The following is a 14,240-nucleotide window of genomic DNA, read 5'->3' as shown; positions in this document are numbered from 1 at the left end:
CGCCCATAAAAAAAGCCGCTATTGCGGCTGTCTGTTCAAACGGAAGTTGTTATTGCTGGTCTTCGGTATAAATGCCTGCGGAGATAATCGCCCCACCAATTTCACGCGTGCCGTACAGCACGCCGACGGGGTTGCCCTGCGCCGTGGTGTTGACCGGCCCGCCAAAGGCATAGCTCGGTTTATTTTCCGGGCCTTGCCGCATGCGCAGCCCGCCCATTTGCGGGGAGAGCATTTGGAGAATGCCGCCGAGGGCCATGGAAGCGCCGGCCATCGCCGCCATGCCAGTTGTCCCACCGGCCGTAAATGCCCCCATGGCACCAGCCGCAGTCCCCGCTGAAACATACATAGCCACGGCAACCAGCGCCACGCCCAGCACGGTCTGGAATAAGCCTGCGCGCTTGCTCCCAATCACAACGGGAACAAGGTGAATATCTTCCGCCCCTTTGGTGAACTCCAGCTCATCCTGCCCGACATTGCGTTTACCGACGAAAATAGAAAATGTCAGGCCGCGTTTGTGCGCCTCAAGCATGTAGCGCTCGAAACCGGGTAACAAGTTCTTCATTGCATCAATGGCCTTGGGTACCGTCGTAGCCCGATATTTGAACTCTCTCCCAAAAGCTTTGATCAACGGTCCGTGAAATCTTACCGTTCTGAGTGGAATTTCAATTAACGACATGTAATTATCCCCATAAAAAAGCCATCAATTGATGGCTTTGATTACTATGTTCGTTTTTACAAACATGATTTAATATCTGCTATTACTTCATCATTTCTATACGTTAGCATTCCGAGCATTGGTCTCGAACCTTCACCACGATATATAACCTTGCTGCCTAATGCCTCTGGTATAATGTCAATATAGTCACCGCCATTAATCAGAGCTAAAGAAACACCACCGTCCCTGGCTGGCTTTTCTGTTGTTTCAATTCGTAGCATATTAAACGTTCTCATGTCTGATTTCTCAGCGATGCAAACGGATAAATTCTTTACATCCTTTTTAGACGTAAACTCAGCAGTAACCTTTTTTGTTAGTTCCGGATTTGCACAACCTGCCAACATCAACAACGTGATGGGTAATAGGAGTTTCTTCATCAGTATTCCCTCTGTTATTTTTTTCATCATAACAGAGAATTACATCATTTCTCTATGCCGCAACACCTTCACCGTTCGCTCTTTCCAATACCCGCCGTAAGGCACCCGCTGGCTGAGCATGCCGTACATGTGGTGCAGCAACAGGCCATCTGCCAGCAGAATGCCGGCGTGGTTGGCCACCGGTGCCGAAACCTGCATGATCGCCATATCCCCGGGGCGCGGCGGGCCATCGAACTCGCGAAAGCCGCAGGCATGCCAGTTTTCCAGATAGCGGTTTTCACCCTGCTCCCACCACGGGTAATCAACGCGGTAATCCTGCAGCGTTATGCCGTGCTCCTGGCGGAAATAGCTCATGACCAGCCCCCAACAGTCGGTATGCCCCAGCACGAACTGGCGGCCCACCAGCGGCAGTTCGCCGCGCGGCAAAATGGTGCGCAAATCCCCCTCCGGCCAGCTGGCGATCGCCCAGGGCAACTCCATCGCGTCGCACTGCGCCTTGTCCAGCTCACTCGGCTGCGTTGTGGCGTCCGGGTGGCTGTGCACAATGAGGGTGATGGTGCCCCATTCGGCGGCGGCCACGTAATCTTCCGGCGCCAGATGAAACTGCTCGGTGGGGTTGTCTGCCAGGTTTCGGCACGGAAAATAGCGCTCCACGCGGGATTTTTGCGCCACCACGCCGCAGCATTCGCGCGGGTACTCAGCCCTGGCGTGCGCCATAATGGCCGTCGCGGTTTTTTCTTTCATGCTCGCCCCCTACTGCCGGATCAACGCCGCGCCGGGGAAGCCGCCGAACGGCAGCGGCTCGTGCTCGCCAAAGCGTTTTTGGCAGTCGCTCAACAGCCCGCCGCAGCGATCCTGACTCGGATCCTCCACCGGGTTGCCTTTGTCGTCAAAGTAACGGCTACCGGCGTAATCGCAGCCGTTACCGGTGCGATAGCCGCCGCGCGAGCACCAGGTGCACAGGCTGTGGATTTGCCGAGTCGGGATGCGCAACCCCCGCAGGTCCGCCGGGCTGGAGAGTTCGAACTCCACCGCCTCATCGCTTTCCGTCGCCTTGCGATCGATGTAGAACACCTGCAGCTTTTCCTGCAGCGGATCGGCCGAAGAGTTCCCTTGCGGGAAATTGCGGGCGTCAAGGTAGTGCACCAGCGTGTCGTGGATCCGCACCTTGGCCTGCGCCATGTCCTCAAACTGCAGGCAGAGCGCGCTGATCAGGCCGTTGATATTGGCGACCGACAGCTTGGGCGCGTTGCCCTGGCTGTCGGCGGAGATCTCCAATCCTTCTATGCTAAACGGCCATGGGCCGTACTCCTGCCCCTGCCACCAGATCGATTTCGCCGGCAGTTTGCTTTCATCACCGCCGGCGGCGGCCAGCTCTTGCGGCGTAAAAGGCAGAGTATCGCAATGAAAGCGCAGAATATCGGCGCCAAACCGGGTGCCGTCTACCTCAATCAGGCGGATGCGGTTGCCCGGTTCCAGCTTTTGCAAATCTGAATTCAGCATCATCTCCCCCGGTTAAACGTGAAAAGCCTCGGTAAACGTGGCCGTCAGTGAATAGTTGTCCCCGCCCATCGCGACCGGTTTATAACCCTCGCAGCGGTAAAGGCCGGGAACCTGCGTCGGTGGCGTCCATTGGAAGGACTTCACCCCATGATGATTTTCCAGAAAGACGATAATCGGCGTGATGTAGTCATACTTGCCGACAAAGGTCAGATCCCAGGAGCGCACGATCGGGTTAATGCCGTCGCCGGAGACCTGCGCATAGCCGTCGCCGAACTGCGCCTTTCTGACGCGAAAGCGCATATCGCCGGCGGCATTGACGCGCGCCGGAAATTCAAATGTCTGAATGCCCATTACATCCCCTTGATTGCTTTCCAAATCGGCTGGCCCGGCATCAAGTTACGGTTGATTACCTTTTGGCTTTCCTGCGCGGCGATATTGCCCATCCGTTTACCGAACTCGCCCCATCCCGGATCGGCCTGCGAACTGACGTTGCCGCCGTTCTCTATGGTGATGTAGACATTCGGCGCCGCCGCAGACTGCTGGCCGCCGCCGATCGCCCGCACGCCGAGCGAACCGTCCGCGCCGCGTTTGAGCGGCATAATGGCCTCCGGCCCGGCTTCGCCCATCAAGCCGGCGCCTCTGGCGAACGCGAACAACGTGGGATTGCTGACGATCTGGCCGCTGAATGCGCTCAGCGAGGGCGAGGCGTACACGCCGCCTTTGGCGTTGGGGACATAGCCTTGCCAACCGGTCGGCATGCCCATCGCGCCTGAACCGGCCGCGCCCGCGCCGGCGCTTGCAGCCCCGCCCAGCAAGCCGCTGCCGATATTCATAAAGGTGGAAAGAATGGTTCTGGTCAACAGCGCCTGCATCGCCAGATCGATCAGTTGCTGAATGATGGACTGCGTCATGGAGGTCAACAGGCCGAGCATGCTTTGCTTAAAGTTTTGCGTCCCGGTCAGCAGATCGAACATCATGCCGGAGGTCCGTTCCCGCGTCATGTCCACCAGCCCCAGCGCCATCTTGTGCACGCGGCTCTGCCCGCCGAACAGACTCAGCGCCTGCTGATACTGAGCGTCCGACGATTCCTGCGTCGCCGCCTGCATCAGCTGTTCATAGCGCTGTTTATCCAGAATGCCTTGCTGGTAGTAGGCCTGGTATTGCGCCTGCTGCTGCACCAGTTGATTGTTAAGGCGCACGGCAGGATCCACATCACCGGCAATGTTCATGCCCGGCGCGGCGAGCGCATCGGTTTCAGCCTTCAACCGCTGGCGCGTCGTTTCTTGCTGCTGCATCCGGCTGGCGGTCTGGTACTCGCGTTCGGTCAACAGCCGCCCGTCATACAACGCCTTCAGCGCCTTGCCGATCTCTTGCTCTTTGCGCACCGCCGCCTGCCCTGGCGCGTATTGTTCAGCGAGCTGTTGCCGCTGCCGCTGATACTTCTCGGCGTTCAGCGCCATCGCACGCTGCACATCGGCCTGCCCGGCACCGGCCGCCTTGGCCGTTGACGCCAGCTTGGCCTGCGCGCTTTGTTCATCCTGGGTGATTTTTTCGAGGCTGCTCAGATGCGCCTGCTCGATTTCCTGACGCAGTTGTTGGTACTGATCAAGAGCCTGCTGTCGCTCACGTCCAAGATTACCTGTATTTACAATATCCAATGTATAAGCAGGGGGCGGAGAGGGCATCAACTGCGCCTGCGCAGTTGCAGTAGCGGGCAAAATATTACCTGCTGGCTGATTAAATTGACGAGCTGCCCCTGTCAAAACAAGAAGGTTAGCTTGGTCAATATTTTGCATACTAGTGCGAGTATTTTGAATCCCGATGTCTATTGACTCGAGAGCCGCTTCTGCACGCACCCGCGTAGCTTGCAGTTGCTTTTCAACACCAAATATGTCACCCAGCCGACCTGGGTTACTCTGTATTCGTTCTATTCGCTTGTTTGCATAATCCAACAAGTTCTGCTGCTTATCTCGCTCACCAAGCTGTTCCTCGAGCTGCTCACTGAGATCTAATTTTCTCAGGGCAAGTTGCTTACTAGACAGTTTGATAAGCTCTGACGTAGTTAGAATCGCAGCATCTTTCAGACTCACCGCAGCCTCTTTGGCTTGCATTGTTTGCTCATAAAAGTATGCCATCCCCAATCCCGCCTGGATGGCGACACCGATCGGGCCACCAAGCATCCCCAGCGCGACGCGAGAGGCAGAACCGACGCCCGATGTCGCCTGAGCCGCCCCACGCGCCGCCGCAGCCTGATCGCGCCAGGCCGCCGCGCTGTCATTCAGGCCGCCGGCCAGTTTCAGCATCTCCTCCGCCCGGCTGCCGCCTTCGCCGGAAGCGCTGCTCGCCTGGCGGGCCGCGTCGTCCAACTGTTTCATCTGCGCCGTCGCGGCGACGGTGATGGACGCAAGTTCGGTGAGCGCCTGCCCATACTGGCGCGAGGTGGCGGCGAGGCCCTGCAGCGACAGTTCAACGCCGGCCAGCCCAGCCAGTTTCCCCGCCAGGCCGCCAAGCGTGCCGCCGATGCGTTGATACGACTCGTCGGTCTTCTTCGCATCCTGCTGAGCCTGGCGGTTAAATTTGGCGGATTGTTCCCCGGCGGTGCGGTAAGCCGCCGTCAGTTTGTTTTTAAAGTTGGTGTCATTCAGTTGCAACCCGACGACCAACTGTGCGGTATCAGCCATTTCCCAGCACTCGCATAACGTCAGCACACTGCATATCAATACTGCTTTGCGCGGGCTGACCGGATTGATGAACGGGGGCACTCTCCGCCGCATCGGCCGTCATGCCTTGCAGTTTGAAGTATGCCCGCCAGTGATTCAGGATGTGCGCCGGCAGCGCGGCGATCTTGCGAGGATCCGACTCACCCCAGCGATCGGCCAGTTGGAACACCAACATCAGCCAGGGCGAGTCAGTCAGTTTTTTTCCGCTTCCTCCAGGCTACCGACCGCATGGCGCTTGACGGCACCGATGGCTTCGACCAGCGTTGGGTTGTCGTGCGCCGCCAGCAGATCGTCTACACTCGGCAAGGCGCCGGCCGGGATACGTTTGCCGTCCGGCGTCATCAGGCATGACAGCAGCAGCTGCACGTTGAGCTGAGCGGCTTTGCTCATGTCACCGCTGTCGATGGCGGCCTTCATGCCGTCTTCGTTTTCCTGCAGCTCCGCCGCTTTCAGGCGGCGAATAAAGGCTTTGGCGCCAAAAATCTGCGTTTCAATCACGTGATCGTCGGATTTCAGCAGCGCCGCTTTCAGCGCTTTCAGATCGTATTTCTCACTCATCGGTTTTTCCTTGTTCAATTCAGTTTACTCTGCGCATCAGCGGGTTGCCGCAGACCGCATGGCCCGCGGCGGAAGCGATCGCGCCGAGCGCCCTCAGACGTTAACCCAGCGCGATCGTCGGCTCGTCACACCTTCGGGGTGACCGAGCCCCAGGTGTTGCTGTTTTGCTTGCCCTGGACGGTAATCTGAATGACTTCGCTCGCCGGGGCGGTGATCTCATTCATTTTCCAGCCGGACAGCGACAGGATGGAGGTGGAGGTGCGGCCGTTCGGCAGCTCGACGTAGAACTGCACCGTTTCGCGCTTGTCCGCCGCATTCAGCAGCGCCGCGAAATCGGCGTTGGACGGATCGTCGATGAAACCGATGGACTTCTCCGCGCCTTCCGGCAGGTCGGAAATAAACTGCTTGGCGGTATCCAGCAGCGTGGTGCAATCGACAAAACCGCCGGTTTGCCCCATTTCACCCACCGCTTTACAGTTGGTCAGCGCCTTCATGGCCGTCGGTGCAGCCCCGACGGTGCCCCATTTGACGATAGTGCCGGCAGGCAGCATGGCGTATTCTGGCGAGGTTTTATCAGCCATAGTTTTTCTCTCTCTTTTTTGATGAAGGATGGTAGCGGTCGCTACCGGTTTTCGATGCCATAGCGGACGTGAGCCGCCAGGATGCGTAACACTTGGTGCTTATGGTGATCCAGCGCAGGGCGAATAAACGGGGCGGCGGCTTGCGTTGCCGTGCCGTACTCCTGCGCCAGGGCTCTGTGGTAATGCTGTTTACTGGGGCCGACACGCAACGTCACCGCGTTCCATCCGGTAACGGCCGGACGTATCGCGATGCCGGCGCTCAGCGATGGCTCGCTGTTTGACGCCCCCCGCTCGGCACACTGCTGCATCGTGCTGAGCAGCGGCGCCAGCGCGGCGTGGCCTGCCTCCGGCAGAATGTGACTGGCGACCTCGCGCCGAATCGCTTCCAAGCGGCGAGCCAATTCCGCCATGCCGGAAACGTTTATGGCGATCACGCCGCCACCTCGGAATGGGTAATGAGGTAATCGCGCGCCATCCGATACTGAACGCGGTTATCCGCCAAGGGCGTGGCGCTCTGCAAAAGGGTGCTGCGCGTAACCGCCTGTACCGGCCATTGGCCGATATGACCATGTCGAACCCCTTCCCAGGCGTTCAAAACCGCCTTATCCAGAGCGATCAGCCGGGAGTAATCGTCGATCACGTACAGCACGATCTGAAAACGGCTCTGCACCAGCGAACTGTCAACCAGACCGGTGTTCACTTTCAGATCGCTGATCTTCTGATAGGTCACACCTTCTTGCTGCGGATCCGGCAAGATCAGCGGATGAACCGCCAGATGGGTTAGCGCGGCCAGCGAGCGTTGGATTTCATCTTCAATCATTTGGGCAAGGTCTCCGTCGTTTTGAGGGGGAATCGTTTTACAGACGCATTCAGGCATCAGGAAAGGAACAGCGCGCGTTCCGCCGCACGCCGGGCAACCAGCCCATCGAGCCGCACACCGCCCGCATTCACCCATCGGCCGAACTGGTCGGCCGCCCCCTGCCGATCGCCGGCATTCAGCCGGCGCAGCAGCGTCGATTTCTCCAGCGCACGCAAGCCCAGGTTATAGGCGAAGCTCACCAGCGCATCGAACTGCCCCTGCGTGATCGTCACCGCCACCAGCCGTTCGACGCCCTGTTCGAATTGGGCGACACCGCACACCAGCAAACGCTCGGCCGTTGCGGCATCGATCGCCATGCCGGCCCCCACTTTTCGTCCCGCTACCGGTTGAGTCCACCCATAGCCGATGGTCCAAACGCCGACCGAGTCCTGATAAGCCTGCAACCGCAGGCCTTCGAAACGCTTAATCAGCGCCATGCCATCGTCACTTATCTTCATTGATTTCCTCCTGACGCTTTATTGAGAAATCGGCGTTCCAATGCCTTGATCAGCGATGCTCCCGACCACCCCGCCATGCCGCATACGCCGCCCATCACCTCCGAAGGCCAGTCGTAATGCAGCGCAATCATCACCATGGTCAAGCCAGCGAAAATAGAGACGAACAGCTGCAAAAACAGCGTCCTCCAGCTAAAAGTTTCGCCGTTCAAAACCTTGAAGGAATAGCTGGCGATCGCCCCCAGCAGCGTCATGCCGAAAGCAAGCAGCATTGAAAGGATGTTTGGTTCATTTTTCCAAGGCATAATCATCACCCTCCCCTTACCGGGGCATAGCCCGATCGTCGGGAGTCATGGAAAAGAGCGGCTAAATGCGGCGCCCCTCTTCGTCATTCCTGTTCCATTTAAAAAGCGGCCATTTACGCTATCGAAAATGGCTTATCCATTCTGTTCAACCTGAGCAGATAAATAAGAATTGCGCCGCTTTATAAAGGAGAAGGATTAGCCTCCCGTCGTGGTCATTCAACGACAGTCATTATTCAGTGAGTGATTAACCGTTTTGACAAGGAGGCTAAAAATGAAAAAACCCGCCTGAGCGAGATTTAGTTATTGTGCGGCGGCGCCGGCAACGACTCAGTTTTATCAGATTACGCGTTTATTTGCGTACGCGTGAGTCTTTTATTATAAAAAAACAGAACCCCGCCGGAGCGAGGTTTAGTTATCGTGCGGCGGCGCCGGCAACGACTCAGTTTTATCAGATTACGCGCTTATTTGCGTACGCGTGAGTCTTTTTTTAAATTATTGCAACGCGCATACGCTATTGTTATTCCTGATGTCACAGTGAAACGAGAAATAAACCCTCATCAACTTCAACGACAGCAGTTTCAGCGATCCATACTCAACTTTATATCCAACATCGCCAGGCATCCCCCGATGAATCCCTCCGCCGTTTGCATCTCTTTGCGTATCGTACCGTCTGAACATTTCCTTTTCAGGGCGATCTTACGCAGAGATATGCCATAAACATGGTGGGCAATGATGAGATCGAACTCTTCGGGTTTGTATTTCTTCAATCTGCCCACGCAACCGTCGATCACCAGGCCATCATCATCGCAGCAGGAACGTTCACCTTTCGATTTATAGGACAACAGCCCTCTGAACCCGGCAGCAATGGGGGAATAATCGATGCCGCTGTTATCCCTGGCCCATACGCCCCACCGCTCCAACACTTCATTCATATCTCTCATGCTTCCACCTCCTTTGGGCGTTTGCCACATCGCCAGGGCTCCATGTCGTTGACCGACGTCGGTCGAGCCGCTCTTCTGCTCGGCGTGCGCCAACACGCAACAACCGCTCCGCCCGGCGTGCTCGCCGAGGGTATTACACCAAATACTGTATAAATAACCAGTACCAAGTATACCCAGAGGTATCTTTTTTTCAATAGCGAAAATCCATTTACCTACAGGTAAATTTAGGTACGATGACCCCATGAAAAACGAGCAAAAAATGCACCTCCAGGAGATGCGGCGAGAGCGCCTGATCATCCTGATCGATAACCTCGGCGTCGGGGGGCAAAAGCGCCTTGCGGAGGCGCTCGGTATTGCCGCGGACTATGTCTCTCGCCTGCTCTACCCGCCGGGCAAGAAAGGCAAAAAGGGCATCAGTGGCGATATGGCGCGAAGGATTGAACAGTACTTCGCCGTGCAAATCGGCTGGCTGGATGGCCTGGAGCAAATCGGGCTACGCCCCGTCAGGCAGAAGACATCACAGACCTTGGGTAAAACGCTGCCGCTGCTGGCATGGACATTGCCGTTATCTCATGAACAGCTTCGCAAAGGAACGACCGTCCACTACCCGGCAATGGTGCAATGCAGCGCTCAGGCCTACTGGTTGCCGGTGCGGGATGACACGATGAACGGCTCTGCCGGCGCCAATTACCCAAAGGGCGCCTTGATACTTGTCGAACCCGTTACTGCCGGCATAACCGAGCTTATGTCCGGCGATAAGGTGATAGCGAAACGATGTGACAGCGCGGAGCTCATCTTTAGAAGGTATGTCGAGGAAGCCGGGCATCGATGGCTTAAGGGAAGCATGCCGGGTTGCCCGGCGCAGAATGCCGATGAGTACGCGATTATCGGGGTGGTGCTTGGCGCCTGGCTGCCCTAGCCCATGCGTGCCGCGTTGAGAACCGCATAAAGCAAAAAACCGCCAACCTTGCGGCTGGCGGTTTTTTGGCACTCATGGTGCCGGCTACCGGAATCGAACTGGTGACCTACTGATTACAAGTCAGTTGCTCTACCTACTGAGCTAAGCCGGCTGAATTTGGCGGAAGGACAGAGATTCGAACTCTGGGAGCTGTTACACTCGACGGTTTTCAAGACCGTTGCCTTAAACCACTCGGCCATCCTTCCAATGGGCGCTGATATTAGCGATACCGTTATGAAATGTCTATCATTTTGATGCAAAAAAATGGCATGGGCGGTGCAGTTGCCTAAACTTCAGGCCTTAAACGCTTAAAAAATGAAAAGCCCCGCAAAAGCGAGGCTTTTATGTTCGGCTGAAACGCGATTACTTCGGCTGCGAATCGTAGTCGGAACAGGTTTGATATCCCTTGTTCATGACATGGCCCGTGTCGTTGTAGCTGACAAAGTACGTTTGCACCTTGCCATCGCGCGGCGCGACCGCATAGGTGTCGCAGGTGCCTTGCGCATGAATCAGCGTGGCGGACGTCGACGGCGGACCGGCAATCGCCCGCACCTGCTGCTTGGTCATCCCTACTTTGACATCGCTGACCACCGGCTCATTGACATAGCTGGTTGCGCGGTCATAGGCGGTGCAGCCGGCAAGAATGGAAAATACCGCGGCAGTGCCGACGGCCAAAACCAACTTCTTCGTCATAGCTTGTCCTCTTGGAGTGCATTTGTTGTTCCCTAAGTCTAGAAGCGAGAAGGCTTTTCTACAAATTCCCGTTTGTCGATCGGTGCGGTTTATGCTTGTCGATCAGCGTTTGACGTTTTCCTGTCGTTTCAGCTGCTCTTCAAACCCCTGCTGTGACTCCTGCACGTAACGCTGCAGCCCTGCGGGATCGATAAATGCCTGCGTATCGCCGGCCTGCAAACGCCGCCATTTGTCGGCTAAAGCGAAACGCGTCCCTTTATTGGCGATAAATATATCCGCCTGCACCCGTGCCAAACGGGCGAAACTGCCGCGAATGTCCTCAATCAGCTGCGGATAGTTTTTGTTGCCGATCAGGTAGTAATCCGGTGTAGCCAGGCTGTCAGCATAGATAAAGCGATACGGCTTGCCGTTATGCCGTAGCGTGGTCAACCACGACGTCGCGCCCGGCAGATGCCCCGGCGTCATCATCGCGGTCAGCGTCAGGCCGCCAAGGGTGATGCTGTCGCCATCGGCAACCACAATATCCGTTTGCACGGCCGGGAAAGTGAGCATATCCCCCAACGCGAAATCCTGCCGCCCACCTAACGCCAACTGCCGCGCATTGGCCGCGCTGGCCACCAGCCTCGCGCCGCTCCAGCGTTTCAGCTGCGCAATGCCGCCGGCCTGATCGAGCCTTGCATGGCTGTTCAGGATATATTTCAGATCCTTAATGCTGAACCCCAGCCGTTCGATATTCGCTTTGATGCCCGGTGCACTGCTCTCCAACCCCGCATCGATCAAAATCAATCCCTGCGGCGTGCTCAACAATACCGACGACAGGTTGCTCGTGCCGACGTAATACACCTGCTCAAAGATCTGGAACGGCGTTATCGGCTGCGCCCACTCTTCAAACAGCGAGTATGGCGGAGCGCTAGACAACGGCTGCGCCGGGTCTAACTTCGCCTGCGTGGAGAAGCTCAAGGAAAAGGCCATCGCCATCAGATAATGCATGCTTTTTTTCATTTTTCTCTTCTGTCTGTGTCAACCGGGCAGGAGTATACTCGGCCTGATATTGAACAGTATTCAATTAAAAAAAGGACAATTGATGAATATTCTACAAATGGACATGAATCTGCTGAAAGTGCTGTATCTGCTGATGGTAACGGGTTCCAGCCGTAAAACCGCCGAGCGGCTGGGCATCAGCACCTCCGCCGTCAGTCATGCGCTGGCTCGCCTGCGGGAAGTGTTGGATGACCCGCTGTTTCGCCGAGAAGGACATCGCCAGGTTCCCACCCTGTTTGCACTGTCGTTGAAAGACAAGTTGGCGCCGCTGTTCTCCTCGCTGGACAGTGAAATGTTCGGCCAACAACCGCAGGCGCCGCGTCGCTTCACGCTGGTGGCGCCCCCCGCTCTGCACCCTATTCTGTTGCCTTTGCTGGCGGAAAAGGGCGCCGCTTGCCATGCCGATATTCACTGCCAAAACTTTGAACGACGCGCCTGGCGCGAAGAGCTGCTTGAGGGGAGCGTCGATCTGGTGCTGGCGGTGGGCGATCATCAACAACGCACCAGCGCACTGCATTATGAAGCGCTTGGGCGCACTCGCCTGATTGCGCTGTATGGCCCGCCGCTATACCCAGTCCTGCAAGATAAACGCGCGCTGGCCTTCAGCGAACTGGCGGATTACGCGCATTATTATTGCCATCCGTGGCCACAAACGGAAAACGAGCTGGATCGGCAGCTTGAGCGCCAGGGGTTGCACCGCCGCATTGCCCTGAACTGCGCCGACTACGCACAACTTCCACCGGTGCTGCGCCGCGCGCCGTTGCTGGCGGTAGTGCCTCAACCATGGTTTACCGCCCAGCCCGACAAGCACGGGTTAAGCGCGCTGCCGATTAGCGATAACCTGGCTATCGGTCACCTTTTTTCTCAATACCGAAAAGGCGAGCCGGAGTGGCGAAAGCGGCTGATTTCCGCCATCCACGCCGAGCTGCGACACTACTACCGCTAAGTAGGATCAGAAACCGAAATCGCTCAGCGCCGGGACATCGTCCGGGCGCCGACCGAGCGGCCAATGAAAACGCCGATCCTGTTCGCGAATCGGCATGTCGTTGATGCAGGCATGGCGGTTAATCATCAACCCTTCCTGATTGAACTCCCAGTTTTCATTGCCGAAGCTGCGATACCAGTTGCCGGAATCGTCGCGCCACTCATAGGCGAAACGCACCGCGATGCGCGCGCCGTCAAACGCCCACAGTTCCTTAATCAGCCGATACTCCAGCTCTTTCGCCCACTTGCGTTGCAAAAATGCGACCACCGCCGCGCGGCCGTCGACAAACTCTGCGCGATTACGCCAATGGGTATCGAGAGAATAGACCTGCGACACCCGCTCAGGATCGCGGCTGTTCCAGGCATCCTCCGCCAACCGCACTTTTTCGCTGGCCGATTCACGGGTGAAAGGCGGCAATGGGGGTTTAATGCTCATGATCATCTCCTGCGTAATAATGTAGACAACTCTGTCTACATTATTACGCTAGCGCATGTAGACAGAGTTGTCTACAATCACTCGAAAATAGCCTGGGAGAAAATGATGACCGCCGATCGCAATACCTTACCCGCCCGCCAGCGCATCCTGTTGACGGCTCACGATCTGTTTTATCAGGAAGGGATCCGCGCCACCGGCATCGATCGCATCATCAAAGAATCAGGTGTCACTAAAGTGACGTTTTACCGCCACTTTCCCAGCAAGAACGATTTGATTACGGCGTTTTTAGCCTATCGCCACCAGCAGTGGCTCACCTGGTTCAGCACAGCGCTGGATCGCCATGTGGCACAAACCGGCGGGTTGCTGCCGGCGCTGGCGCCCTGCCTGGCGGAATGGTTCGACGATCCGCGCTTTCGCGGCTGCGCGTTTATCAATACGGCGGTGGAAATCGCCGATCTGCTGCCGGAAAGCCTGCAAATCGCCGGCTGGCATAAACGGCAAATGGCGGATGAACTGGCGCGTCACCTGCCCGCCGGCCCACAGCGGGAACAGCGGGCGGCAATGCTGGCGATGCTGATCGACGGCGCCATCGTCAGAGTGCAGATAGAGCGGCAACCGCAGGCCGCGCTGCAGGTGCTGAATGCCGCATTGAACATGTTGGCGCAAGGCGGGTTCGATCAGTAATTGGCCCAAATGCCCGGCGTCACCAGTTCCAACAGATGGGCGTCGGGATCGCGAAAATAAATGCTCTCCCCGCCGTGTTCCCAGCGCATCCGCCCCTCAATCTCCACGCCGTTGACCACCAGATGCCGTTCCCAGTGCGGCAACTGCTCTTTCGCCACCGCCAGCCCGATATGCGCCGGCCCCACGCCATCGTGCGCAGGAATAAACCCGGTCGGGTAGTGCGCCCCACGCAGCGAATCACCTTCGATAAACAACAACAGTACGCTTCGATCGCCGACGTTGTAGGCGCGAAACCGTTCGTTGGCGGCCATCGTCGGCAGCTTCAGCACCTCCCGGTAAAACGCGTCCGCGCGTTCAATATCGCTGACGTACAGCACCGTTTCTATCACCCTGTCGATTTTGAGTTCCATAATAGCCTCCGCTCTGTTTT

General features: G+C 57.1%; 21 protein-coding genes and 2 tRNA genes. 3 read left to right on the top strand and 20 right to left on the bottom strand.

Annotated elements, in window-relative coordinates; all coding sequences use genetic code 11:
• Nucleotides 1-49 precede the first annotated feature (49 nt).
• The 14 genes from AC2CGQ_RS02865 to AC2CGQ_RS02800 all read right to left on the bottom strand — a co-directional run bounded on the left by AC2CGQ_RS02865 (nucleotide 50) and on the right by AC2CGQ_RS02800 (nucleotide 9,014).
• Nucleotides 50-676 (bottom strand): tail assembly protein, encoded by a 627-nt coding sequence (locus AC2CGQ_RS02865; protein ID WP_166445274.1) that lies wholly within the window; start codon nucleotides 674-676, stop codon nucleotides 50-52.
• A gap of 56 nt (nucleotides 677-732) precedes the next feature.
• Nucleotides 733-1,092, bottom strand: coding sequence for a hypothetical protein (locus tag AC2CGQ_RS02860; protein WP_166445275.1), 360 nt, complete (start codon nucleotides 1,090-1,092; stop codon nucleotides 733-735).
• Between the two features lie 39 nt (nucleotides 1,093-1,131).
• Nucleotides 1,132-1,836, bottom strand: coding sequence for a C40 family peptidase (locus AC2CGQ_RS02855; protein WP_166445276.1), 705 nt, complete (start codon nucleotides 1,834-1,836; stop codon nucleotides 1,132-1,134).
• A 9-nt stretch (nucleotides 1,837-1,845) separates the two neighbouring features.
• On the bottom strand, nucleotides 1,846-2,598 hold the full coding sequence (locus tag AC2CGQ_RS02850) for a phage minor tail protein L (RefSeq protein WP_166445277.1): 753 nt from the start codon (nucleotides 2,596-2,598) through the stop codon (nucleotides 1,846-1,848).
• Nucleotides 2,599-2,607: 9 nt separating this feature from the next.
• Nucleotides 2,608-2,946 (bottom strand): phage tail protein, encoded by a 339-nt coding sequence (locus AC2CGQ_RS02845; protein WP_004935824.1) that lies wholly within the window; start codon nucleotides 2,944-2,946, stop codon nucleotides 2,608-2,610.
• Nucleotides 2,946-5,276, bottom strand: coding sequence for a phage tail tape measure protein (locus tag AC2CGQ_RS02840; RefSeq protein ID WP_166445278.1), 2,331 nt, complete (start codon nucleotides 5,274-5,276; stop codon nucleotides 2,946-2,948). The genes AC2CGQ_RS02845 and AC2CGQ_RS02840 overlap by 1 nt, the downstream gene beginning before the upstream one ends.
• Nucleotides 5,269-5,490, bottom strand: a complete 222-nt coding sequence (locus AC2CGQ_RS02835) for a hypothetical protein (RefSeq protein WP_019453673.1) — start codon at nucleotides 5,488-5,490, stop codon at nucleotides 5,269-5,271. Before AC2CGQ_RS02835 ends, AC2CGQ_RS02840 begins: the two co-directional genes overlap by 8 nt.
• A gap of 17 nt (nucleotides 5,491-5,507) precedes the next feature.
• Nucleotides 5,508-5,873 carry a hypothetical protein gene (locus AC2CGQ_RS02830; protein ID WP_004935834.1) on the bottom strand — a complete coding sequence of 122 codons (366 nt, stop codon included), beginning with the start codon at nucleotides 5,871-5,873 and terminating at the stop codon, nucleotides 5,508-5,510.
• Nucleotides 5,874-5,998: 125 nt separating this feature from the next.
• A complete protein-coding gene (locus AC2CGQ_RS02825; RefSeq protein ID WP_016926946.1) occupies nucleotides 5,999-6,454 on the bottom strand; it encodes a major tail shaft subunit in 456 nt (151 codons plus the stop codon).
• 41 nt (nucleotides 6,455-6,495) lie between these two features.
• Nucleotides 6,496-6,888 (bottom strand): HK97-gp10 family putative phage morphogenesis protein, encoded by a 393-nt coding sequence (locus tag AC2CGQ_RS02820; RefSeq protein WP_033632534.1) that lies wholly within the window; start codon nucleotides 6,886-6,888, stop codon nucleotides 6,496-6,498.
• Nucleotides 6,885-7,274, bottom strand: coding sequence for a hypothetical protein (locus tag AC2CGQ_RS02815; RefSeq protein ID WP_033632533.1), 390 nt, complete (start codon nucleotides 7,272-7,274; stop codon nucleotides 6,885-6,887). The genes AC2CGQ_RS02820 and AC2CGQ_RS02815 overlap by 4 nt, the downstream gene beginning before the upstream one ends.
• A 56-nt stretch (nucleotides 7,275-7,330) precedes the next feature.
• Nucleotides 7,331-7,771 carry a lysozyme gene (locus AC2CGQ_RS02810; RefSeq protein WP_004935847.1) on the bottom strand — a complete coding sequence of 147 codons (441 nt, stop codon included), beginning with the start codon at nucleotides 7,769-7,771 and terminating at the stop codon, nucleotides 7,331-7,333.
• A complete protein-coding gene (locus AC2CGQ_RS02805; RefSeq protein WP_028127738.1) occupies nucleotides 7,768-8,079 on the bottom strand; it encodes a phage holin family protein in 312 nt (103 codons plus the stop codon). Before AC2CGQ_RS02805 ends, AC2CGQ_RS02810 begins: the two co-directional genes overlap by 4 nt.
• A 572-nt stretch (nucleotides 8,080-8,651) precedes the next feature.
• A complete protein-coding gene (locus tag AC2CGQ_RS02800; RefSeq protein WP_033632532.1) occupies nucleotides 8,652-9,014 on the bottom strand; it encodes an antiterminator Q family protein in 363 nt (120 codons plus the stop codon).
• A 241-nt stretch (nucleotides 9,015-9,255) separates the two neighbouring features.
• Between AC2CGQ_RS02800 and AC2CGQ_RS02795 the strand changes: the two genes are divergently transcribed.
• Nucleotides 9,256-9,933, top strand: a complete 678-nt coding sequence (locus tag AC2CGQ_RS02795; RefSeq protein ID WP_060559965.1) for a LexA family protein — start codon at nucleotides 9,256-9,258, stop codon at nucleotides 9,931-9,933.
• 75 nt (nucleotides 9,934-10,008) lie between these two features.
• Here AC2CGQ_RS02795 and AC2CGQ_RS02790 read toward each other — a convergent pair.
• From AC2CGQ_RS02790 to blaSPR, 4 genes are all read right to left on the bottom strand, one after another.
• Nucleotides 10,009-10,084, bottom strand: a tRNA-Thr gene (locus AC2CGQ_RS02790).
• 6 nt (nucleotides 10,085-10,090) lie between these two features.
• Nucleotides 10,091-10,178 (bottom strand) — tRNA-Ser (locus AC2CGQ_RS02785).
• A gap of 157 nt (nucleotides 10,179-10,335) precedes the next feature.
• Entirely contained in the window at nucleotides 10,336-10,665 is a 330-nt protein-coding gene (osmE, locus tag AC2CGQ_RS02780) for an osmotically-inducible lipoprotein OsmE (protein ID WP_004935874.1), read from the bottom strand.
• 102 nt (nucleotides 10,666-10,767) lie between these two features.
• Nucleotides 10,768-11,667: an SPR family subclass B3 metallo-beta-lactamase gene (blaSPR, locus tag AC2CGQ_RS02775; protein WP_166445279.1), complete on the bottom strand. Its 900-nt coding sequence runs from the start codon at nucleotides 11,665-11,667 to the stop codon at nucleotides 10,768-10,770.
• Nucleotides 11,668-11,749: 82 nt separating this feature from the next.
• Here blaSPR and AC2CGQ_RS02770 point away from each other — a divergent pair, with 82 nt between their 5' ends.
• The gene (locus AC2CGQ_RS02770) at nucleotides 11,750-12,652 is read left to right on the top strand and encodes a LysR family transcriptional regulator (RefSeq protein ID WP_015378549.1); all 903 of its coding nucleotides are present in this window, start codon (nucleotides 11,750-11,752) and stop codon (nucleotides 12,650-12,652) included.
• A gap of 6 nt (nucleotides 12,653-12,658) precedes the next feature.
• Here AC2CGQ_RS02770 and AC2CGQ_RS02765 read toward each other — a convergent pair whose 3' ends face one another.
• Entirely contained in the window at nucleotides 12,659-13,126 is a 468-nt protein-coding gene (locus AC2CGQ_RS02765) for a nuclear transport factor 2 family protein (protein ID WP_033633619.1), read from the bottom strand.
• A 105-nt stretch (nucleotides 13,127-13,231) separates the two neighbouring features.
• On the opposite strand from AC2CGQ_RS02765, the gene AC2CGQ_RS02760 reads away from it, so the two are divergent.
• Nucleotides 13,232-13,810, top strand: coding sequence for a TetR/AcrR family transcriptional regulator (locus tag AC2CGQ_RS02760; RefSeq protein ID WP_033632529.1), 579 nt, complete (start codon nucleotides 13,232-13,234; stop codon nucleotides 13,808-13,810).
• Here AC2CGQ_RS02760 and AC2CGQ_RS02755 read toward each other — a convergent pair.
• Nucleotides 13,804-14,220: a VOC family protein gene (locus AC2CGQ_RS02755; protein ID WP_082996570.1), complete on the bottom strand. Its 417-nt coding sequence runs from the start codon at nucleotides 14,218-14,220 to the stop codon at nucleotides 13,804-13,806. The genes AC2CGQ_RS02760 and AC2CGQ_RS02755 overlap by 7 nt on opposite strands.
• Nucleotides 14,221-14,240: the final 20 nt, after the last annotated feature.

It is taken from the genome of Serratia sp. DFXYC6 (assembly GCF_057196085.1).
Note: the sequence above shows the minus strand (reverse complement) of the source record. Positions and strands in the feature narration are given on the sequence as shown.